The organism is Pseudomonas sp. AC355, assembly GCF_979258205.1.
The window spans coordinates 2,581,348-2,603,598 of the sequence record NZ_OZ409843.1; the positions used below are offsets into that span (position 1 = coordinate 2,581,348).

Genomic DNA, 22,251 nt, shown 5'->3' on the forward strand with positions numbered 1-22,251 from the left:
GCCCCACAGCCCGCCACTCAGCGGGCTGACACGCTCAGTTGGCTGGCAACGGCATGACCGTCACCTGCACCTCGGGATCATGATCACCGCCACCGAGAATCACCCCACGCAACGGGGAAACATCGGAGAAGTCGCGGCCCCAGGCCAGGGTGATGTGTTCCAGCGCCGGCAGGATGTTGTTGGTCGGGTCGAAGTCCACCCAGCCATTGCGCGGGCAATACACCGACACCCAGGCATGCGAGGCATCGGCACCGATCAGACGCGGCTGGCCGGGAGGCGGTTGGGTGAGCAGATAGCCGCTGACGTAACGCGCTGCCAGGCCTCGGGAGCGCAGGCAGGCGAGCATCAGGTGGGCGAAGTCCTGACAGACCCCGCGACGCTCCTCGAGCACCTTGAGCAACGGCGTCGCCACCTGAGTGGCTTCGGCATCGAAGGTGAACTCGTCGAAGATTTTCTGCATCAGCGCGCGCACCGACAGCAGCAGCGGCTGCTCGGGCAGGAAGCAATCATCAGCGAACAGGCTGAAGGCGCGCTTCAGACGCACGTAGGGTGACTGGAAACGGTAGCGCGTGGCATCCAGCAACTCTGGCTCCCACGGCCGTCCGTGATACCCCAGGGCTTCACAGGTGGACTCCCAGGACGGTGAATCCTGCAGATCCAGATATGCCCGCGGCAGCACTTCGACATTCAGCTTCGCACAGACCTTCAAGGCGTCATGGGGCCGCTCGAAGGCCAGGCGGGTCAACGGATTGCCGAATACATCGACGATATCGTGACGTTGACAGGGCTGCGGGGTGATCTGCAGATGGCGCTCCTCGCAACGTTGCCAGGCACAGTCACGCGGCCACAGGTGGGCCAACTGCTGGGCCAGGGATACCGGCGAAGCGTAGCGATAATGGGTGTCGTGCAACACCTGATAACGTGCACTCATGACGACCGGGTTCCCTGGCTGGCGGCAACGTGCACGAAAAAGCGCAGGCCCAGCTCATCCGATGCCTTGCCGGACGCCTGCCCAATGGCCTCGAGCAGATCGGCCAGGCCGTCGAGTACCGCGCGAATGCCCCGAGCGCCGAACAGCGGGTTTTCCAGGCTGTGCAGATCGACAGCACTCAATTGCCGTTCGAGCTGTGCCAGCGCCGGCGCCTCAGGCAGATGGAAGCGTTCGGCCAGGCGCTCCAGGGAGCGCAACAGCGTACGCACCTGAAACAGTACTGCGTGGGGGTTCTGCTCATCGAGCAGTAGCAGGTCGAGTACCGGAATCAGTTGTGCCGACGCCATGTAGCGGGTGCGGTAGGTGATGCTGCTGTTACCCAGTTCCAGCAGCCACTCCAGAGCCGATTGATCATCCGGCGTACTGCTACGCAGGAAGCTGCCGACGCTGTCGCAGAGGAACTGCAGGCGTTCGATGCAGCGGCCGATCATCAGGAAGCGCCAGCCATCGTCACGGGTCATGTCGTCCAGCGCGAAACCGGAGAGCGCCGCCAGCGACATCAGCAGTCGATTGAGAAAATCCAGCAACTGCCCAAAGTCGCCGCCACGGGCTTCCAGATTCTGCGCATCGCGCTGTAGCTCCACCAGCGCTTGCCAGTTGGCCTGGGACAGCTTGCCACGCACGCTGCCGGCGGTCCATTGTAGGCGTTGCAGATTGGTACGCAGGCTGGCCGGCCATTCGTCCCCAAGCACCGCCTCAAGCAGCCGGGCATCCAGCGCGCCGTGCTCTTCATCCGGCAGCAAGCCGAGACTTTCGCCCAGATCCAGCGCAGCCTCCAAGGCCTGCGGGTCATCATCGTCGTCGACGTAACGGCCGAGCATGATGCGCAGCAGCCGCGCGTTGTTCTCGCAGCGCTCGCTGTAGCGACCGAACCAGAACAGGTTTTCCACCACTCGCGACGGCAGATAGGGGTCGCTGCGCACCAGATCGGCGGCGCCCAGCGGGCGCATACCCTGCCAGGGCTCACCAGGGCCGTGGCGCTCGCCGAGTACCCAGGTGTCCTTGCTGGCTCCGCCGCGCTGCATCGACACCACCTCGGCGTCGGCTTGCGCAGCGACTCGGGTCAGGCCGCCCGCCATCACCCGGTAACCGTCGGCACTGGCCACGGCGAACACGCGCATGCCGATGGCCCGCGATTGCAGCTTGCCTTCCTCGGCTTGCCAGACCGGTGCCTGGGACAGTTGCGCCAGCGCCTGAGCGACATATGCATAAGGGCGCAGCCGCAAGCGTGCGGTCAGTTCAGCACGCTGCGCAGCATCCAGATCACGGCCAAATACCGGGGTGAAACTCTGTGACGGGAAGCTCGGCCGGATCAGCAGCTCCGGTAATTTCTCCAGCGCCTCCTCCAGTACCGGCGGCTCGCCGCACCACCAACTGGCAATGCTGGGCAGCAGCAGCGGCTCACCCAGCAGCTTCTCGCTGATCGCCGGCAGGAAGCCCGGCAGGCCCGGCGCCTCCAGCACGCCACTACCTAGGGCATTGGCAACCAGTACACGGCCCTGACGCACCGCCTCCAGGAGACCGGGCACGCCCAGAGCAGAGTCGGTACGCAGCTCGAGGGGATCGCAAAAATCGTCGTCGAGACGGCGCAGTACCGCATGCACGCGGCGCAACCCGGCCAGCGTCTTGAGATACAGGGTGGCGTCACGCACGGTCAGGTCGCTACCTTCCACCAGCGGATAACCGAGCTGACGGGCCAGGTACAGGTGTTCAAAGTAACTCTCGTTGAATCGCCCAGGGGTCAGCACCACCACCAGCGGCGTCTCGCCATCGGCGGGTGCCTGACGCGCCAGGGTGTCCTGCAGGGTGCGGAAGAACCCGGCCAGGTACTGCACGCCAAGATCACGGTACAGTTCGGGAAAGGCGCGGGAAACGATCTGCCGGTTTTCCAGGGCGTAACCGGCGCCAGAAGGCGCCTGGGTGCGATCGGCCGTCACCCACCAGCGGCCATCGGGGGCCCGCGCCAAGTCAACGGCATACACATGCAGGAAGGTGCCACCCGGTGGCTGCAAGCCCTGGCAAGGCCAGAGAAAGTTCTCGTGACCGAACACCAGCTCTGGCGGCAGCAGGCCGTCGGCCAGCAGCTGTTGTGGTCCGTAAAGGTCGGCCAATACCTTGTCGAGCAACGCGGCACGTTGCGCCACCCCGGCAGCGATGGTCTGCCACTCGGCGGCGGGAATCAGGTTGGGCAGCAGATCCAGCTCCCAGGGGCGATCCGCACCATCAGGATCAGCGTAAACGTTATAGGTAACGCCGTTCTCCTGAATCTGTCGGGTCAGCATGGCCTGACGTTGCTGAAGCTGTGCCGGGCGGCTGCGCTGCAACTGGGCCAGCAATTTGCGCCAGTGCGGACGCACCTCTCCCTTGGCATCGAGCAGCTCATGGTAAGCCGCATCAGTCAGCGGATAATCGGCAAGCAGGTCTGGCATCAAGATCTCGACAGTGTCTTCTCATACCCACAGGCTAGGGGCTGCTCCCGTTTCCAGCTCAGTCATGCCGAAACGGGAACACACCTTAAGCATCGCGGCGTTACAGAATAGCCGCTGCCAACCCGCGCTGTCGTCAGACTCGGCGCAAATCCAGAGTCATGGGCAGTTCGTTATTACTGATGGGTGCCAGCAGCGGCCTTTTACCCGGGCTATGGCCCAGGCGGAAGAAGCGCGCCAGGCGCCGACTTTCAGCTTCATAGGCATTCACCGGCAGGCTTTCATAGCTGCGCCCGCCCGGGTGGGTGACATGATACTGGCATCCGCCGATGGAGCGATTCATCCAGGTATCCACCAAGTCGAATATCAAAGGCGCGTGTACGCCTATCGTTGGCTGTAGGCAGGCCGCCGGCTGCCAGGCACGAAAGCGTACACCGGCGACGAACTCGCCGACCTTGCCCGTACTGCGCAATGGTACCGGCACACCATTGCAGGTCAGTACGTAGCGATCCGGTGTCAGGCCATTGAGCTTGACCTGCATGCGTTCGAGAGACGAATCGACATAACGCACCGCGCCGCCAGCCGCGCCCTCCTCACCCAGTACATGCCAGGGCTCCAGCGCCTGGCGCAGCTCCAGCTCGATGCCTTTGACGTTGAGATCCCCGGCGCGCGGGAAGCGGAATTCGAAGTGCGCGGCAAACCATTCAGCACCCAGGCGGTAGCCGCTCTGCGCCAGTTCCTGAAGCACGTCGGCGAAATCCTGCTCGACAAAATGCGCCAGCAAAAACCGGTCATGCAACTCGGTGCCCCAGCGCACCAGGCGCGCCGGTTTGTAGGGTTCTTTCCAGAAACGCGCGATCAGCGCCCGCAACAGCAGTTGCTGGGCAAGGCTCATGCGCGCATTGGGCGGCATCTCGAAAGCACGCAACTCGAGCAGACCAAGGCGCCCCGAGGCCGAATCCGGCGAATACAGTTTGTCGATGCAGAACTCGGCACGGTGGGTATTGCCGGTGACATCGATCAGCAGATTGCGCAACAACCGGTCAACCAGCCAGGGCGGACACTCGCGCCCCGCTTCGGGCATTTGCGCGAAGGCGATTTCCAGCTCGTAGAGCGAATCGTTACGGGCCTCGTCGACCCTCGGCGCCTGGGAAGTCGGGCCGATAAACAGCCCGGAGAACAGATAGGACAGCGACGGGTGGTTGTGCCAATAGCTGATCAGGCTACGCAGCAGATCCGGACGGCGCAGAAACGGTGAATCGGCCGGCGTGGCCCCGCCAAGGACGAAGTGGTTACCGCCCCCCGTGCCGGTGTGACGGCCGTCGATCATGAACTTCTCGCTGCTCAGGCGACATTGGCGGGCCTGCTCATAAAGGAACTCGGTGCGTTCGACCAACTCGTCCCAACTCGCTGCAGGGTGGATGTTCACCTCGATCACACCGGGATCCGGGGTGACGCGAAAGAATTGCAGGCGCGGGTCATTCGGCGGCTCGCAGCCTTCGAGCAGCACCGGGCACTGCAACTCGGCAGCGGTTTCCTCGATGGCGGCGGCCAGTGCCAGGTAGTCTTCGAGATCGCTCAGCGGCGGCATGAACACGTAAAGGCGACCGCCACGAGGCTCAGTGCACAGCGCAGTCCGCACGACATCCACAGCTGACTGACCACGCTTGGGTTTGCCTGATCCAGTCCCCCGGCCACCATTCCAAACGCCACGTTCCTGGTACTGAAGCTCAGCAGAGGACGGTAGCGGCGCGAATACCTGAGAAGGGTCTGCCGGTGTCACGTAGGGGTATTCCTCAGCCTTGACCCAGGGCAACGAATCCAGTGGCAGGCGGTAACCCAGCGCCGAGTCGCCAGGCACCAGGCGGCAATATTCATCGCGCAGGTACCAGGAACCACTGCGCCAGCCGGCCCGGCGCGTATCGCGCGCCAACGGTAGAACATGCCCGATCACTCGATCCAGCCCCTGATCGAACACCTGGCGCAGGCGCTCACGCTCAAGCGGGTCTTTCAGCCGCGCATCTTCAGGCGAGACGTTGTCGGGCAAGCGCCCTTCGCGCCACAGATAGTAGAGACCATCCTCATAAGCCGGGAAGCAGTGTTGAGCCTCCACACCCAGGCGCTCGGCCAGGTTGGCGAGAAAACGTGCGGCCATTTCCGCATCGGCGCCGTAGTCGCGCCCTTCGTCAGCCAGCAGCTCGGCGTTGCGCCAGACCGGCTGGCCATCGCGGCGCCAGAAGGCATTCAGCGACCAGCGTGGCAACTGCTCACCCGGGTACCACTTGCCCTGGCCGAAATGCACCAGAGCAGCCGGCGCATAATGCTCACGCAGGCGCAGGAACAGATCCGTGGCCAAGCGGCGCTTGTTGGGCCCGAGGGCCGCGGTGTTCCATTCGGCGTCATCGGGGTAATCGAGGGCGACGAAGGTCGGCTCGCCGCCCATCGTCAGACGCACGTCAGCGGCCTGCAGGTCTTGATCTACGCGCTGGCCCAACGCGACGATGTCGCGCCACTGGTCGTCGCTGTAGGGTTTGGTCACCCGCGGCGCTTCCCAGATGCGCTCCACGCGCATCTCGTGGCTGAACTCGCTTTCGCAATCCTCCACCGCCCCACTGATGGGTGCCGCCGACGAGGGCTCCGGGCTACAGGCCAGAGGGATGTGGCCCTCGCCGGCGAACAGCCCGCTGGTAGGGTCAAGCCCGATCCAGCCCGCGCCCGGCAGGTAAACTTCGCACCAGGCGTGCAGGTCGGTGAAATCCACCTCGGTACCCGAAGGCCCATCCAGGGATTTGACGTCGGCACTGAGCTGGATCAAGTACCCGGAGACAAACCGTGCGGCCAGACCCAAATGACGGAACAGTTGTACCAGCAGCCAGGATGAATCGCGGCACGAGCCGGAGGCATTGAGCAGGGTTTGCTCGGGCGTCTGCACGCCCGGCTCCATACGAATCAAGTAATTGATATCGGCAGCCAGGCGCTGATTCAGGGCCACGAGGAAATCCACGCTGGGTCGTGGCGTGCGATCAATGCTCGCCAGGTACTCGGCAAAGCGCGGTTCGCTCGGCAGTTTGACCAGATAGGGTGCCAGCTCGCGCTGCTCGCCTGCCGTATAGGTCAGGGGGATTTGCTCGGCATAGGGTTCCAGGAAGAAGTCGAACGGGTTGAACACCGCCATCTCGGCGACCAGATCCACCTCGACGCGCAACTCGCGGGTCTTCTCCGGGAATACCAGGCGCGCCAGGTAGTTGCCCTGGGGATCCTGCTGCCAATTGATGAAGTGATCGCCCGGTTCGACGCTCAAAGAGTAGGAAAGAATCCGTGTGCGACTGTGCGGTGCCGGGCGCAAGCGAATGATCTGCGGCCCCAGGTTGATGGCACGGTCATAGCGATAATGGGTGACATGGTGCAGCGCGACATGAATCGACACGGCGGCCTCCTACAAGCCTGGGCGATAGAGATGCAAGCGCAAGACTTGTGCCAGCGCCAGCCTGCAGCAGCGAGCAGAACGCTTTGACGAAGACCCTGCCCCAGCAAAGGGCAGGTCATGCCCCACGACGAACATCACGCACCATAACAGCACCTTAGCCAGCGCACTGCGCTTCCGTTACCATCGCCATACTCAGTAGCGAGACGCGGCATGTATATCTATCGATTGGTTCTGATCCTGGTAGTGGGCATCTACCTATTCTCGCCCGCCATCATGGACTGGTGGATCGACCCCAACGGCGCCTGGTACCGGCCTTATATGCTCTGGCTGATTCTCATCGTAGTGACCTTCATTCTGCAGAGTCAGCGTGATGCCGATGAGCTTTAGTCTTACCCAGCTGATGCTGGTCAGCGCCGCGTACCTGCTTGTCCTGTTCAGCGTCGCCTGGTGCGCTGACCGTGGCCTGATTCCGCGCCAACTCATTCGCCACCCACTGACCTACACCTTGTCGCTTGGCGTGTACGCCAGTGCCTGGGCCTTCTATGGCACTGTCGGCCTGGCTTACCAGTACGGCTACGGTTTTCTCGCCAGTTATCTGGGCGTGACAGGGGCATTTCTCCTTGCGCCGGTGCTGCTCTACCCGATTCTGCGCATCACCCGCACCTATCAGCTGTCGTCACTGGCCGATCTGTTCGCCTTTCGCTTTCGCAGTACCTGGGCCGGCGCGCTAAGCACCATTTGCATGCTCGTCGCTGTGCTGCCATTGCTGGCACTGCAAATCCAGGCCGTTACCGACGCCATCAGTATTCTCACCCGCGAACCGGTACAACCGCAGATCGCGCTGGCGTTTTGTGGCTTGTTCATCCTGATCACCATCCTGTTTGGCGCCCGTCACTTGGCCACACGGGAAAAGCACGAAGGGTTGGTGCTCGCTATCGCCTTTGAGTCGATGGTCAAGCTGCTTGCCATGAGCGCTATCGGCCTCTATGCGCTGTATGCGGTATTCGATGGCCCGCGCGATCTGGAACAGTGGCTGGTACTCAACCAGGCAGCCCTGGCCAGCCTGCATACACCGCTACAGGAAGGCCCGTGGCGCACCTTGCTGCTGGTGTTCTTCGCCTCGGCTATTGTCATGCCGCACATGTACCACATGACCTTCACCGAGAACCTCAATCCCCGCGCCCTGGTCAGCGCCAGTTGGGGCCTGCCGCTGTTCCTACTGTTGATGAGCCTGGCGGTACCGCTGATTCTCTGGGCCGGCCTGCGCCTGGGCTCGACCACCAGCCCGGAGTATTTCACCCTGGGCCTGGGTATTGCGGTGGACAGCCCCACGTTGGCACTGATCGCTTACGTCGGCGGGCTTTCGGCCTCCAGCGGTTTGATCATCGTCACCACCCTGGCACTGTCTGGCATGCTGCTCAACCACGTGGTGCTGCCGCTGTACCAGCCACCGGCCGAGGGCAACATCTACCGCTGGCTGAAATGGACGCGCCGCGCACTGATCGTCGCCATCATCCTCGCCAGCTACGCGTTCTATACCCTGCTCGACGCCGAGCAGAACCTGGCCAACCTGGGCATCGTCTCCTTCGTCGCCACCCTGCAGTTTCTTCCGGGCGTGCTATCGGTACTGTACTGGCCGACCGCTAACCGGCGCGGTTTTATCGCCGGGTTGCTGGCCGGTATCGCAGTGTGGGCCGTGAGCATGCTGCTGCCACTGCTGGGCACCCTGCCTGGCCTTTATGTACCGATCCTCGATCTGGTCTACGTACTGGATGACAGCAGCTGGCACCTGGCGGCCATCGCTTCCCTGGCAACCAACGTGCTGGTGTTCACCCTGGTCTCGGTATTCACCGACTCAAGCCCAGAAGAAGACAGCGCCGCCGAAGCCTGCGCCGTGGACAACGTGCGCCGCCCGCAGCGCCGTGAACTGCTGGCCCTGTCGCCCCAGGAGTTCGCCACTCAACTGGCCAAGCCACTGGGCGCCAAGACCGCCCAGCGTGAGATCGAGCAAGCCCTGCGCGATCTGCAACTGCCGTTCGACGAGAGACGCCCTTACGCTCTACGCCGTCTGCGCGACCGCCTGGAGGCCAACCTCTCCGGCCTGATGGGCCCGAGCGTTGCCCAGGACATCGTGGAATCCTTCCTGCCTTACAAGTCCGGCAGCGAGAGTTACGTGGCCGAAGATATCCATTTCATCGAGAGCCGCCTGGAGGACTATCACTCGCGCCTCACCGGCCTTGCCGCCGAACTCGACACCCTGCGCCGCTACCACCGCCAAACGCTGCAGGAATTGCCCATGGGCGTCTGCTCCCTGGCCAAGGATCACGAGATCCTGATGTGGAACAAAGCCATGGAAGAACTTACCGAAATCCCAGCGCAGCATATCGTCGGCTCACGCCTGTCGACCCTCGGGGAGCCCTGGCGTGACCTGCTACAGCGCTTCATCGAGATACCCGACGAACATTTGCACAAACAACGTCTGCCGCTGGACGGCCAGATCCGCTGGCTCAATCTGCACAAGGCAGCGATCGCCGAACCCCTTGCACCGGGCAACAGCGGGCTGGTGCTGCTGGTCGAAGACCTGACCGAAACGCAGATGCTCGAAGACAAACTGGTGCACTCCGAGCGCCTGGCCAGCATCGGCCGTCTCGCCGCTGGCGTCGCTCACGAAATCGGCAACCCGATCACCGGCATCGCCTGCCTGGCGCAGAACCTTCGCGAAGAGCGCGAAGGTGATCCCGAACTGACCGAAATCAGCGGACAGATTCTCGAACAGACCAAACGGGTAACGCGCATCGTCCACTCGCTGATGAACTTTGCTCACTCAGGCAGTCATCAACAGGCCGACGAGCCGGTATGCCTGGCCGAGGTGGCCCAGGAAGCTATTGGTCTGCTGGCGCTTAACCGGCGCAGTGTGGACGTGCAATTCTTCAACCTGTGCAGCCCTGAACACTGGGCAGAAGGCGATCCACAGCGCCTCGCACAAGTGCTGATCAACCTGCTGAGCAACGCTCGCGACGCCTCGCCAGACGGCGGCGCCATTCGGGTGCGCAGCGAAGTCTCGGAGCACACCGTCGACCTGATTGTCGAGGACGAAGGCAGCGGAATCCCCAAGGGCGTGATGGATCAGCTCTTCGAACCGTTCTTCACCACCAAGGATCCCGGTAAAGGAACCGGACTCGGCCTCGCGCTGGTCTATTCCATCGTGGAAGAGCATTATGGCCAGATAATAATCGACAGCCCGATTGACCTTGAGCAGCAACGTGGCACTCGTATCAGGGTGACGCTGCCCAGGCATATCGAGGCAATGCCACTGGCAACCTAAACACCGAAGAACCGCATTCCCGACGACGCGCGTGGCCCGGCTTGGCTGCAGGCACCGTGGAAGCAGGTTCCGAGACCGTCGAGAGAATTCGATTAAATGCCTCATATCCTGATCGTCGAAGACGAAACCATCATCCGCTCTGCCCTGCGTCGCCTGTTAGAACGCAACCAGTACCAGGTCAGCGAGGCCGGTTCGGTGCAGGAAGCCCAGGAGCGTTTCGATATCCCTGGGTTCGACCTAGTGGTCAGTGACCTGCGCCTGCCTGGCGCACCGGGCACCGAGCTGATCAAACTGGCCCAAGGCGCTCCGGTGCTGATAATGACCAGCTATGCCAGCCTGCGCTCGGCGGTCGACTCGATGAAAATGGGCGCGGTGGATTACATCGCCAAACCCTTCGATCATGACGAAATGTTGCAAGCCGTGGCGCGCATCCTGCGTGACCGCCAGGCGGTGCGCAGTCACTCGGGCGACGCCCCCGCAGCAGCCCGTGCGGCGGAAAAAAGCGACAAAGCTGCCAACGGAGAAATCGGCATCATCGGCACCAGCCCTGCGATGCTGGAGCTGTACAGCAAGATCCGCAAAGTCGCCCCGACCGACTCCAACGTACTGGTGCAAGGCGAGTCCGGCACCGGCAAGGAACTGGTCGCACGTGCACTGCACAACCTGTCGAAGCGCGCCAAGGCGCCGATGATTTCAGTCAACTGTGCGGCAATCCCGGAATCGCTGATCGAGTCGGAACTGTTCGGCCATGAAAAAGGCGCCTTCACCGGCGCCAGCGCGAGCCGCGCCGGTCTGGTGGAAGCCGCGGACGGCGGCACGCTGTTTCTCGATGAAATCGGCGAACTGCCCCTCGAAGCCCAGGCGCGCCTGCTGCGGGTACTGCAGGAAGGTGAAATCCGCAGAGTTGGCTCGGTGCAATCGCAGAAGGTCGACGTACGCCTGATCGCGGCCACCCACCGCGACCTGAAAACCCTGTCGAAAATAGGCCAGTTCCGCGAAGACCTTTACTACCGCTTGCATGTCATCGCCCTGAAATTACCGCCACTGCGTGAGCGCGACGGCGATGTGCTGGAAATTGCCCGCGCCTTCCTCCTGCGTCAATCCACACGCATGGGCCGTACTGACCTGCGCTTCGCCCCAGATGCCGAGCAAGCGATCCATCATTACAGCTGGCCGGGAAACGTACGGGAGCTGGAGAACGCCATCGAGCGTTCGGTAATCCTTTGCGAGGGCAGCGTCATCAATGCCGAACTGCTCGGCATCGACATCGAACTGGAAGATCTGGACGACCACGCCTTTATCGGCCTGCCGCCGCATAGCGGGACAGTCAACGCTACCAGCCAGGATCCCAGTGAAGATCTGTCACTGGAGGACTACTTCCAGCACTTCGTACTCGAGCACCAGGATCACATGACCGAGACCGAGCTGGCCCGCAAGCTGGGCATCAGCCGCAAGTGCCTGTGGGAACGCCGCCAGCGCCTGGGCATTCCACGCCGCAAATCGAGTGTCACCAGCGAATAGTGTGCGAAGGCTCTAGGGCGGCTGTTACCGCACCGAGCGAAGCACGTAACAAAGCCGGGGTTTACGGTAACGTAACCCCGGCTTTTTTCTGCTCATAACAAATACTAAAATCACCAAGCCCTTGTTTTTAAATTAAAAATAAAAACTGGCACGCAGAATGCTTTATCTCTTGCACAACAACAATAACAAGCATGACCAAAGACAATAAAAATAAGACGAAGCGACTCCAGCACAATAAGAACAAGACGGCAGGAGACGTAGCTAACTGATTCTTTTGGAGAGGATTTCCTCATAGGGCCTTGCCCTGTAACCAGATAGAGAACAATAAAACTGTCGATAGACAGCACCGGCTCTGGTTGGGTTGAAGACCCGAGGTAGCGTCAGCATCCAAAGTAATCCGTTTGCTCTTGCTCCCGATGACGGGAGGTTTTCCGGACAGCTGGATTCCGGGACGGGCGATCAAACAAAAACAACAAGCCCGCATAACAAGAAAAACGCATAGCAACATTTTATGGGGGAGCTTCGGCTCCCCCAGTAGCTTGCGCACCGGCCTTCCCCTCCCCCGCTTACACCCATCTGCGACTCAATGCTAGAATCCGCGCTATTTCTGCGCCTTTACATTATTCTGGCCATTCATTTCGTCATACAGTGCCCTCCATGCTGAAAAAGCTGTTCAAGTCCCTTCGTTCGCCGTTGCGCCGCGCTCACCAGCCTCACAGTACGCCGCATGTGCTGAACAACAACCAGCACCCCATCCAGCGCGGGCAGATAAGCCGCTACGCCATCAGCGTGGTCGAGCGTTTGCAGACCGCAGGCTACGAGGCCTATCTGGTCGGTGGCTGCGTACGCGATCTGCTGCTGGGCATCGAGCCCAAGGACTTCGACGTCGCCACCAGCGCCACACCCGAGCAGGTCAGGGGCGAGTTCCGCAATGCCCGGGTAATCGGTCGCCGCTTCAAGCTGGTTCACGTGCACTTCGGCCGCGAGATCATCGAGACCGCCACCTTCCGCGCCAATCACCCGCAAGGTGAAGAGGAAGAGGACACCAATCAGTCCTCGCGCAACGAGAGCGGCCGCATTCTGCGTGACAACGTCTACGGCACACTGGAAGACGATGCCCAGCGCCGCGACTTCACCATCAATGCGCTGTACTACGATCCTGTATCCGAGCGGATTCTCGACTACGCCAATGGCATGCACGACATCCGCAACAACCTGGTGCGGCTGATCGGCAACCCCACGCAGCGTTATCAGGAAGATCCGGTGCGCATGCTGCGTGCCGTGCGCTTCGCCGCCAAGCTGGACTTCGATATCGAGAAGCACAGCGCCGATCCTATCTTCGACCTGGCCCCTCTGCTCGGCGGCATTCCTGCGGCGCGTCTGTTCGATGAAGTGCTCAAGCTGTTTCTCAGCGGCTACGCCATCTACACCTATGACCTGCTGGTGGACTACGGCCTGTTCGGCCAACTGTTCCCGGCCAGCGCCGCGGCGCTGAGACAGAACCCGGAATACACCGACACGCTGATCCGCAACGCCCTGGACAACACCGATCTGCGCATTCACCAAGGCAAGCCGGTCACCCCCGCTTTCCTGTTCGCGGCGCTGCTCTGGCCAGCGCTGCCGGCTCGGGTGATCCGCCTCCAGGAACGCGGCATGCCGGCCATTCCGGCCATGCAGGAAGCGGCTCACGAACTGATCGCCGAACAGTGCCAGCGCATCGCCGTGCCGAAACGCTTCACCCTGCCGATCCGCGAGATCTGGGACATGCAGGAGCGCCTGCCACGGCGCAGCGGCAAGCGCGCCGACCTGCTGCTGGAAAACCCTCGCTTCCGTGCCGGTTACGACTTCCTGCTGCTGCGCGAGAGCGCGGGCGAGGAAACCGGCGGCCTCGGCGACTGGTGGACGGATTACCAGGACGCCAGCGACAGCGACCGCCGGGTGATGATCCGCGACCTGTCCAGCAAGGACGACGTACCTGGCGCCCCCCGCAAGCGCCGCCGCAGTGGCGGCAGCAAGCGCAAGCGTAGCCCTCAGGGCGGCGGCACAGCCGAGTAAGCATGGAACGCGTCCACATTGGCCTGGGCAGCAACCTCGCCGAGCCGGCCGAGCAACTGCGCCAGGCGCTCGCCGCGCTCCAGCACCTGCCAGGCACTCGTCTCGCGGCAGTTTCCTCCTTCTATGTCAGCGATTCGCTGTTGCCAGGCCAGCCGCGCTACACCAATGCGGTCGCGGCTCTGGAGACCGATCTGCAACCGCTGCAGCTGCTCGATGCGCTGCAGGCCATCGAACGGGGTCAGGGCCGCGAACGCCACGAACGCTGGGGCCCGCGTACGCTCGACCTGGATATCCTGCTGTTCGGCGCACGCCTGATCGACGAGCCACGACTGCGCGTCCCGCACTACCACATGCACGCGCGAGCCTTCGTGCTCTACCCGCTCGCGGAAATCGCTGCTGGCCTGGAGTTGCCCGATGGACGCAGCCTCGGCGCACTGCTGGCGGCCTGCCCGTTCGAGGGCCTGGAACGCCTGACACCCTGAAGCGGGTGGTTCTGCCGCTGGCGGTAACGACGTAACAGCGCGGTAACACATTCGATTGACTTGCCCCCCCGCCATCGGGACTATAGCCACCCATTGCCCCATGCCGGAGCAAAAAGGGCCGCTAAACAGGCCGAATCGAGGCAGCCCCGCTGCCTCTTGAATGCCAGAAAGAACCTGCTCCACGAGAGCCTGCATTCAACAGGCCCGCACAGGTTCCGAGTGAGGATACGTTCATGCCTGATGTAACCCTGACCACCCTGCGAGCGCTCAAGCAGAAGGGTGAGAAGATCACCATGCTGACCTGCTACGACGCCACTTTTGCCAGCGCCTGCTGCAAAGCCGGTGTGGAAGTGCTGCTGATTGGCGATTCGCTGGGCATGGTGCTACAGGGGCATGACAGCACCCTGCCGGTAAGCATGGCCGATACGGTCTATCACACCGCCAGCGTGAAGCGCGGCAACGAGGGTGCGCTGATCGTCGCCGACCTGCCATTCATGGCCAACGCCACGCTCGAGCTGACATTGCACAATGCCGGCCTGCTGATGCAGGCGGGTGCGCATATGATCAAGGTCGAAGGTACTGCCTGGCTGGCCGAATCCATCACTCGACTGGCCGAGCGCGGTGTACCGGTGTGTGCGCACATGGGGCTGACCCCGCAGGCAGTGAACATTCTCGGCGGTTATAAAGTGCAGGGCCGTGAACAGGCCCAGGCCCGCCAGATGGTGGCGGACGCTATCGCCCTGGAGCAGGCCGGCGCAGCCATGCTGTTGCTCGAATGCGTTCCGAGCGAACTGGCTGGGGAAATCAGCCGCGCGGTGAAGGTTCCAGTGATCGGCATTGGTGCCGGCCCGCAAACCGACGGCCAGGTGCTTGTGCTGCATGACATGCTGGGCCTGTCGCTGAGCGGCCGCGTGCCCAAGTTCGTGAAGAACTTCCTGGCCGGCCAGGCCAGCATTCAGGACGCCCTCGCCGCCTATGTGAGTGAGGTCAAGGCTGTCAGCTTCCCGGCCGCCGAACACGGATTCTCCGCATGAACACCGTGAAGACCGTGCGCGAGCTGCGCGCTGCTGTTGCTCAGGCCCGTGCCGAAGGCAAGCAGATCGGCCTGGTGCCGACCATGGGTAACCTGCACGCCGGCCACGCCGCACTGGTGGAAAAGGCCGCGCAACGCAGCGACTTCGTGGTCGCCAGCATCTTCGTCAACCCGATGCAGTTCGGGCCCTCCGAAGATCTCGACAAGTACCCTCGCACCCTCCAGGCAGACCAGCAGCGCCTGGTCGACGCAGGCTGCCATCTGCTTTTCCACCCGGACGCCCTCGAGATGTACCCGGGCGGCATGGGCGAGCAGACTCGCATCAGCGTGCCTGGCGTGTCCGAGGGGCTTTGCGGTGCCAGCCGTCCTGGTCACTTCGAAGGCGTCGCCACCGTGGTGACCAAACTGTTCAACATGGTGCAGCCTGATCTGGCGGTGTTCGGCCAGAAGGACTTCCAGCAACTGGCGGTGATCCGCACCATGGTGCGCGACCTCAACATGCCGATCCAGATCATCGGCGAGCCCACCGTGCGCGCCGAGAGCGGCCTGGCCCTGTCGTCGCGCAACGGTTACCTGAGCGATGAGCAGCGCGACACCGCCACGGTTCTCTACCGCTCGCTGCAGCAGATTGCCCAGGCTATCCAGACTGGCGAACGCGACCTGCCCGCCCTGATTGCCCAGGCGCAGCGCGAGCATGCCGATGCCGGTCTGCGCGCCGACTACCTGGAAGTGCGCGAAGCACAGAGCCTGCGCCAACTCAGCCCGGGCGACCGCGAGTTGGTGGTGCTGGTAGCGGCCTATCTAGGTAACACCAGGCTGATCGACAACCTGAGTTTCACCCTCGACCAGGGATACTGACGGCCACCTCCACCGGGTACAAAAACCCGGATACACTCGAAAGCCCGGACGATCAGCCGGGCTTTTTGGTATGTAATCATCGCTGAAGCCTGCCAACCGAATGCCTCAACAAGGAAGCCCCATGGCGTATTACCAACAGCCGCTCGATGTTCTCGCCCTCCCCACTTGGCAGGCGCTGCAGCAGCATCGCCAGGCCATGCAGAACTTCAGCATGCGCGACGCCTTCGCTGGCAACCCGCAACGTTTCGAGCAGTTTTCCCTGAGCAGCTGCGGCCTGTTTCTCGACTATTCGAAGAACCTGGCCAGCGACGAGACCATCTCACTGTTGATGGCGCTGGCTCGCGAAGCCGGTCTGGAGCAGTCGATCCGCGCCATGTTCGACGGCGAGAAGCTCAATGCTTCGGAAGGCCGCCCGGCGCTGCACACCGCACTGCGCCGGCCGCTCGGCGACAAGGTATTGGTCGACGGCGTCGACGTGATGCCCCATGTCCAGCGTGTACTGCAGCAAATGACCGAACTGGTCGGGCGCATCCACAATGGCCTGTGGCGCGGCTACACCGAGAAGCCCATCACCGACGTGGTGAACATCGGCATCGGCGGCTCCTTCCTCGGCCCGCAACTGGTTTCCGAGGCGCTGCTGCCATTTGCCCAGCGCGGTGTGCGCTGCCATTACCTGGCCAATATCGACGGCAGCGAGTTCCACGAGCTGTCGGCCAAGCTGCAGGCCGAAACCACCCTGTTCATCGTTTCGTCGAAATCCTTCGGCACCTTGGAAACCCTGAAGAACGCCCAGGCCGCTCGTGGCTGGTACCTGGCTCAGGGCGGCTCCGAGGCCGAGCTCTATCGCCACTTCATCGCCGTTTCGAGTAACCGTGAAGCCGCGGTGGCATTCGGTATCCGCGAAGAGAACATTTTCCCGATGTGGGACTGGGTTGGCGGGCGTTATTCGCTGTGGTCGGCCATCGGCCTGCCGATTGCCCTGTCCATCGGCATGTCCAACTTCAAGGAACTGCTGGCCGGCGCCTACAGCATGGACATGCATTTCAAGACCGCGCCGTTCGAGCAGAACATGCCGATCCTGCTGGCGCTGCTGGGCATCTGGTACGGCAATTTCTGGGACGCCCAGAGCCAGGCCATCCTGCCGTACGACCACTACCTGCGTAACATCACCCGGCACCTGCAGCAGTTGGACATGGAGTCCAACGGCAAGAGCGTGCGCCAGGACGGCAGCCCGGTCAGTGGTTCGACCGGGCCGGTGATCTGGGGCGGCGTGGGCTGTAACGGCCAGCACGCCTATCACCAGTTGCTGCATCAGGGTACCCAGCTGATTCCGGCGGACTTCATCGTCCCGGTGGTCAGTTACAACCCGGTTGCCGACCACCATCAGTGGCTCTACGCCAACTGCCTGTCGCAGAGCCAGGCCCTGATGCTCGGCAAATCCCGCGAGGAAGCCGAGGCCGAACTGCGCGGCAAGGGCCTCAGCGAAGAGGACATCCAGAGCCTGGCACCGCACAAGGTGATCCCCGGCAACCGGCCGAGCAACACTTTGGTACTCGAACGCATCAGCCCCCGCCGCTTAGGCGCGCTGGTGGCCCTGTACGAGCACAAGGTGTTTGCCCAGAGCGCCATCTGGGGCATCAACGCCTTCGATCAGTGGGGCGTGGAACTCGGCAAGGAGCTGGGCAAGGGCGTCTATTCGCGCATGGTCGGCAGCGAGCCAAGCACTGCCGAAGACGGCTCCACTCAGGGGCTGATCAATTACTTCCGCAGTCGCCATCGCGGTTGATCGATTGCCGGCGCTCGCTTATCGGCGAGCGCCCGCAACACTTTGCGTCACTCCCAGGCTCGTCCGAGTCGACCAATAAAACTTGGCTGCTACCCTTAGTGTCTATTGGATACCTCTAAAAACGTCGGCGAGGCAGTCAGCGCAAGGCAAAAACAGGCGAAAAGCGACCGGGGTCGCGCTCGACTTTACTGATGTAAATGAGCATTTTGAGCCTGTTTTTAACGCCGCGATGGCAACGCAGTTAGTTTTTAGAGGTGCCCATTGCGAACATAACAACAAGGGTACCCCGCCATGTTCACGATCAGCCGTCACCCCGTCAGCGACGAAACACGCCAACGTGCCCACATCGACGACGCCGCCTACCAGCGCCTCTACCGCCAATCGGTCGACGACCCCCAGACGTTCTGGGGCGAACAGGCCAAGGCCTTTCTCGACTGGTTCAAGCCCTGGGACGAAGTCTCCAGCGGCAGCCTGAGCAAGGGCGACATTCGCTGGTTTTCCGGCGGCCAGTTGAACATTAGCCACAATTGCATCGACCGCCACCTGGCCAAGCGTGGCGATCAGGTAGCGCTGATCTGGGAAGGCGACGACCCCAAGGACTCGGCCAGCATCACCTACCGGCAGTTACACGAGCAGGTCTGCCGGCTGGCCAACGTGCTCAAACAACGCGGCGTGAAGAAAGGCGATCGCGTGTGCATCTACATGCCGATGATCCCGGAAGCCGCATACGCGATGCTCGCCTGCACCCGCATCGGCGCCGTGCACTCGGTGGTGTTCGGCGGCTTCTCGCCGGATGCCCTGCGAGACCGCATTCTCGATGCCGACTGCCGCACCGTGATCACCGCCGATGAGGCCGTGCGTGGTGGCAAGTACATTCCCCTCAAGAGCAATGTCGACAAGGCCCTGAAGAGCTGCCCCAACGTGTCCACCGTGCTGGTGGTCGAGCGCACCCACAACAAGGTCGACTGGGACGAGAAGCGCGACCTCTGGTACCACGAGGCTGTGCAGCAGGTGAACGCCGACTGCCCCGCCGAGGCCATGGATGCCGAAGACCCGCTGTTCATCCTCTACACCTCCGGCAGCACCGGCAAACCCAAGGGCGTGCTGCATAGCACCGCCGGCTACCTGCTGCAGGCGGCGATGACCCACAAGTACGTGTTCGACTATCACGATGGCGATATCTACTGGTGCACCGCGGATGTCGGCTGGGTCACCGGGCACAGCTACATCGTCTACGGCCCGCTGGCCAATGGCGCCACCAGCCTGATCTTCGAAGGCGTGCCCAACTACCCCGACACGTCGCGCTTCTGGCAGGTGATCGACAAGCACAAGGTGAACATCTTCTACACCGCGCCGACGGCTCTGCGTGCGCTGATGCGCGAAGGCGAAGCACCGGTGAAGAAAACCTCGCGCAGCAGCCTGCGCCTGCTCGGCAGCGTCGGCGAGCCGATCAACCCGGAAGCCTGGGAGTGGTACTTCAACGTGGTCGGCGAAAAGCGCTGTCCCATCGTCGACACCTGGTGGCAGACCGAGACTGGCGCCATCATGATCACCCCACTGCCGGGTGCCACCGACCTCAAGCCCGGCTCGGCGACTCGCCCGTTCTTCGGCGTACAACCGGTGCTGCTGGACGAGCAAGGCAAGGAAATCGATGGCCCCGGTGCCGGCGTACTGGCGATCAAGGCCAGTTGGCCAAGCCAGATTCGCAGTATCTACGGCGATCACCAGCGCATGCTCGAGACCTACTTCACCGCCTACCCCGGTTACTACTTCTGCGGTGACGGCGCACGCCGCGACGAGGACGGCTACTGGTGGATCACCGGTCGCATCGACGACGTGATCAACGTTTCCGGCCACCGTATCGGCACAGCAGAAGTGGAAAGCGCACTGGTGCTGCACGACGCCGTAGCCGAAGCGGCAGTGGTCGGCTACCCCCATGACGTCAAGGGCCAGGGCATCTACGCCTTCGTCACCACCATGAATGGTATCGAGCCGAGCGACGAGTTGAAGAAGGAGTTGCTAAGCCTGGTCGGCAAGGAAATCGGCAGCTTCGCCAAACCGGAGCTGATCCAGTGGGCGCCGGGCCTGCCGAAGACCCGTTCGGGCAAGATCATGCGTCGCATCCTGCGCAAGATCGCCTGCAACGAGCTGGACACTCTGGGCGACACCTCGACCCTGGCCGACCCGGCGGTGGTCGACAGCCTGGTCGCCGAGCGGCTGAATTCCTGACGCAGGCTCCCTGGGTATCGCTACGCTCAACCGCAGGCTACGCAAGGTTCGGTAGCCCGGCGTTGAGCGCAGCGATACCCGGGACGATCTCAAGCCGGCCGCTGACTTGTGGCATGCAGCGGGGCACATTAACCTCGCGCCATGGAAGTCATCCGCCGTCGTATAGAAAGCCAGGTACTCAGCCTCAGCGGCATCGCGCTGGGGCAGATCGATTTCGAGAACCCCAAGGGCGATCCCGGCCTGTTCGGCCCGGATTCGGTGTGCTGGCGCATCCATGGCGACTTCACCAGCATGCTCATCGGCGGGGTCAGTGCCTTGCTGCTGCAGGCCCTGCATCCACTGGCACTGGCTGGCGTGTGGGATCACTCGAATTTCCGCGATGACTTACTGGGTCGCCTGCGCCGTACCGGCCAGTTCGTCTCCGGCACCACTTTCGCCAGTAGCAAAGATGCCGACTGGCTGATCGACAAGGTCAAACGCATTCACCTGCACGTGGTTGGCACCGCGCCGGACGGTCGCCCCTATGCCGCCAGTGACCCGCACCTGCTGACCTGGGTGCATGTGGCAGAGGTGTACAGCTTTCTGCAGGCGCACCTGCGCTACCTGAATCCGCACATGAGCGAAGCCGATCAGGATCGTTACTACGCAGAAATCGCCCTGGTCGCCGAGCGCCTGGGGGCCACCGAGGTACCCCGTAATCGGGTGCAGATAGCAGCCTATCTCGAGCGCATGCGCGGCCAATTGCTGTGCGACGAGCGCTCCCACGAGATCTTGCGCATCCTGCTCGCCGCGCCAGCACCAAGCAGACTGGCCGCCCCGGTTGGCCAACTGTTCCTGCAAGCCGGCATCGACCTGCTACCCGACTGGGCGCAGATCATGCTCGACCAGCGCATGACACCGCTGCGCAGCCGCCTGACCCGCAGTGGCGTGCACGCCATCGCACCGATCATCCGCTGGGCGGTACGCAGTGGCTCATTGCACAAGTCGCGGATACGCATGGGCCTGCCGCCCTATTGAGGGTGATAAACTCCGCACCTTCCAATTTACAGAGTCGCCGCACATGCCGTCTCTCGACCAGGCAGTGCGCAGCGCGCTTGCCAATCGCCACGCCCTGATCGCCGAGCTGCAAGCACAGCAGACCAACTGCTATCGTCTGTTCCACGGTAGCCAGGAAGGTGCTGGCGGCTTGACCATCGACCGTTACGGCCAGCAGTTGATGGTGCAGAGCTTTCACCAGACGCTGACCCGCGACGAACTGCTGGCCTTGCACGAACAAGTCAACGAAACGCTCGGGCTGCACACGCTGCTGGTCTACAACGACCGCTCCAGAGGCAACTCGCGTGTCGACCGCAACGACCCCGTCTATACCGCGAGTGATGAGGCCCTGGCCGATCAGACGGGTCAAGAGTGGGGCCTCGATTACCGCGTCCGCGGCCGCCACGCTGGGCAGGATCCACTATTGTTTCTCGACCTGCGCAATGCCCGTGGCTGGATTCAGCGTCACAGCGCCGGCAGAAGCGTGCTCAATCTGTTCGCCTATACCTGCGGCGTCGGCCTCAATGCGGCGGCCGGTGGCGCACGGGAAGTGGTCAACCTCGATTTCGCCGAGGGCAACCTCGCGGTCGGCCGCGAAAACGGCGCGCTCAACCCAGAGCTGCCACCCATGCAGTTCGTCCAGTCCGACTATTTTCCGGCGATCCGTCAGTGGGCCGGACTGCCCATCGCCGCACGCCGCGGGCAGAAGCTGCCGAGCTACCCACGACTCGAGCAGCGCCAGTTCGACCTGGTGTTTCTCGACCCGCCAGCCTGGGCCAAGAGCGCCTTCGGCACCGTCGATCTCTTGCGTGATTACCAGAGCCTGCTGAAACCGGCGATTCTCGCCACCGCCGAGCATGGCACCCTGGTGTGCTGCAACAACTTGGCGAAAGTACCCATGGCCGACTGGCGCGAGCAGGTGCTGCGTTGCGCCAGCAAACTGGGCCGCCCGGTGCGCGAGCATGAACAGTTGCTGCCAGCTACGGATTTCCCTTCCACCGATGGCAACCCGCCGCTGAAAACTCTCGTCCTGCATTTTTGAACGGGCGCAGCGTCTCGCGGAACCCAGGGCTCATGCCATAA

14 protein-coding genes are annotated in these 22,251 nt (G+C 62.6%); 11 read left to right on the plus strand and 3 right to left on the minus strand.

The window, feature by feature from the left end; translation table 11 throughout:
* Positions 1–34: 34 nt before the first annotated feature.
* The 3 genes from ACZ0AI_RS12195 to ACZ0AI_RS12205 form a co-directional block, all read right to left on the minus strand.
* Positions 35–931 (minus strand): transglutaminase family protein, encoded by an 897-nt coding sequence (locus ACZ0AI_RS12195; RefSeq protein ID WP_463562135.1) that lies wholly within the window; start codon positions 929–931, stop codon positions 35–37.
* Entirely contained in the window at positions 928–3,420 is a 2,493-nt protein-coding gene (locus ACZ0AI_RS12200; protein WP_463562136.1) for a circularly permuted type 2 ATP-grasp protein, read from the minus strand. Before ACZ0AI_RS12200 ends, ACZ0AI_RS12195 begins: the two co-directional genes overlap by 4 nt.
* Positions 3,421–3,553: 133 nt before the next feature.
* Positions 3,554–6,844 carry a transglutaminase family protein gene (locus ACZ0AI_RS12205; protein WP_463562137.1) on the minus strand — a complete coding sequence of 1,097 codons (3,291 nt, stop codon included), beginning with the start codon at positions 6,842–6,844 and terminating at the stop codon, positions 3,554–3,556.
* Between the two features lie 210 nt (positions 6,845–7,054).
* Here ACZ0AI_RS12205 and ACZ0AI_RS12210 point away from each other — a divergent pair, with 210 nt between their 5' ends.
* The 11 genes from ACZ0AI_RS12210 (at position 7,055) to ACZ0AI_RS12260 (ending at position 22,210) form a co-directional block, all read left to right on the plus strand.
* Positions 7,055–7,231, plus strand: coding sequence for a hypothetical protein (locus ACZ0AI_RS12210; protein ID WP_042556252.1), 177 nt, complete (start codon positions 7,055–7,057; stop codon positions 7,229–7,231).
* Entirely contained in the window at positions 7,215–10,169 is a 2,955-nt protein-coding gene (locus ACZ0AI_RS12215; protein WP_463562138.1) for a sensor histidine kinase, read from the plus strand. The genes ACZ0AI_RS12210 and ACZ0AI_RS12215 overlap by 17 nt, the downstream gene beginning before the upstream one ends.
* Before the next feature lie 96 nt (positions 10,170–10,265).
* Positions 10,266–11,690, plus strand: a complete 1,425-nt coding sequence (locus tag ACZ0AI_RS12220; protein WP_463562139.1) for a sigma-54-dependent transcriptional regulator — start codon at positions 10,266–10,268, stop codon at positions 11,688–11,690.
* Positions 11,691–12,347: 657 nt separating this feature from the next.
* Positions 12,348–13,745 (plus strand): polynucleotide adenylyltransferase PcnB, encoded by a 1,398-nt coding sequence (locus ACZ0AI_RS12225; protein WP_463562140.1) that lies wholly within the window; start codon positions 12,348–12,350, stop codon positions 13,743–13,745.
* 2 nt (positions 13,746–13,747) lie between these two features.
* Complete coding sequence (gene folK / locus ACZ0AI_RS12230) at positions 13,748–14,227, plus strand: 2-amino-4-hydroxy-6-hydroxymethyldihydropteridine diphosphokinase (RefSeq protein ID WP_463562141.1); 480 nt, start codon at positions 13,748–13,750, stop codon at positions 14,225–14,227.
* A gap of 233 nt (positions 14,228–14,460) precedes the next feature.
* The gene (gene panB, locus ACZ0AI_RS12235) at positions 14,461–15,261 is read left to right on the plus strand and encodes a 3-methyl-2-oxobutanoate hydroxymethyltransferase (RefSeq protein ID WP_225838728.1); all 801 of its coding nucleotides are present in this window, start codon (positions 14,461–14,463) and stop codon (positions 15,259–15,261) included.
* Entirely contained in the window at positions 15,258–16,118 is an 861-nt protein-coding gene (gene panC, locus ACZ0AI_RS12240) for a pantoate--beta-alanine ligase (RefSeq protein ID WP_463562142.1), read from the plus strand. Before panB ends, panC begins: the two co-directional genes overlap by 4 nt.
* A gap of 121 nt (positions 16,119–16,239) precedes the next feature.
* Positions 16,240–17,904 (plus strand): glucose-6-phosphate isomerase, encoded by a 1,665-nt coding sequence (gene pgi, locus ACZ0AI_RS12245; RefSeq protein ID WP_463562143.1) that lies wholly within the window; start codon positions 16,240–16,242, stop codon positions 17,902–17,904.
* Between the two features lie 291 nt (positions 17,905–18,195).
* Complete coding sequence (gene acs, locus ACZ0AI_RS12250; protein ID WP_463562144.1) at positions 18,196–20,133, plus strand: acetate--CoA ligase; 1,938 nt, start codon at positions 18,196–18,198, stop codon at positions 20,131–20,133.
* A 141-nt stretch (positions 20,134–20,274) separates the two neighbouring features.
* Positions 20,275–21,150, plus strand: a complete 876-nt coding sequence (locus ACZ0AI_RS12255) for an oxygenase MpaB family protein (protein WP_463562145.1) — start codon at positions 20,275–20,277, stop codon at positions 21,148–21,150.
* A gap of 43 nt (positions 21,151–21,193) precedes the next feature.
* Positions 21,194–22,210, plus strand: a complete 1,017-nt coding sequence (locus tag ACZ0AI_RS12260) for a class I SAM-dependent rRNA methyltransferase (protein WP_463562146.1) — start codon at positions 21,194–21,196, stop codon at positions 22,208–22,210.
* The last annotated feature ends 41 nt before the right edge of the window (positions 22,211–22,251 follow it).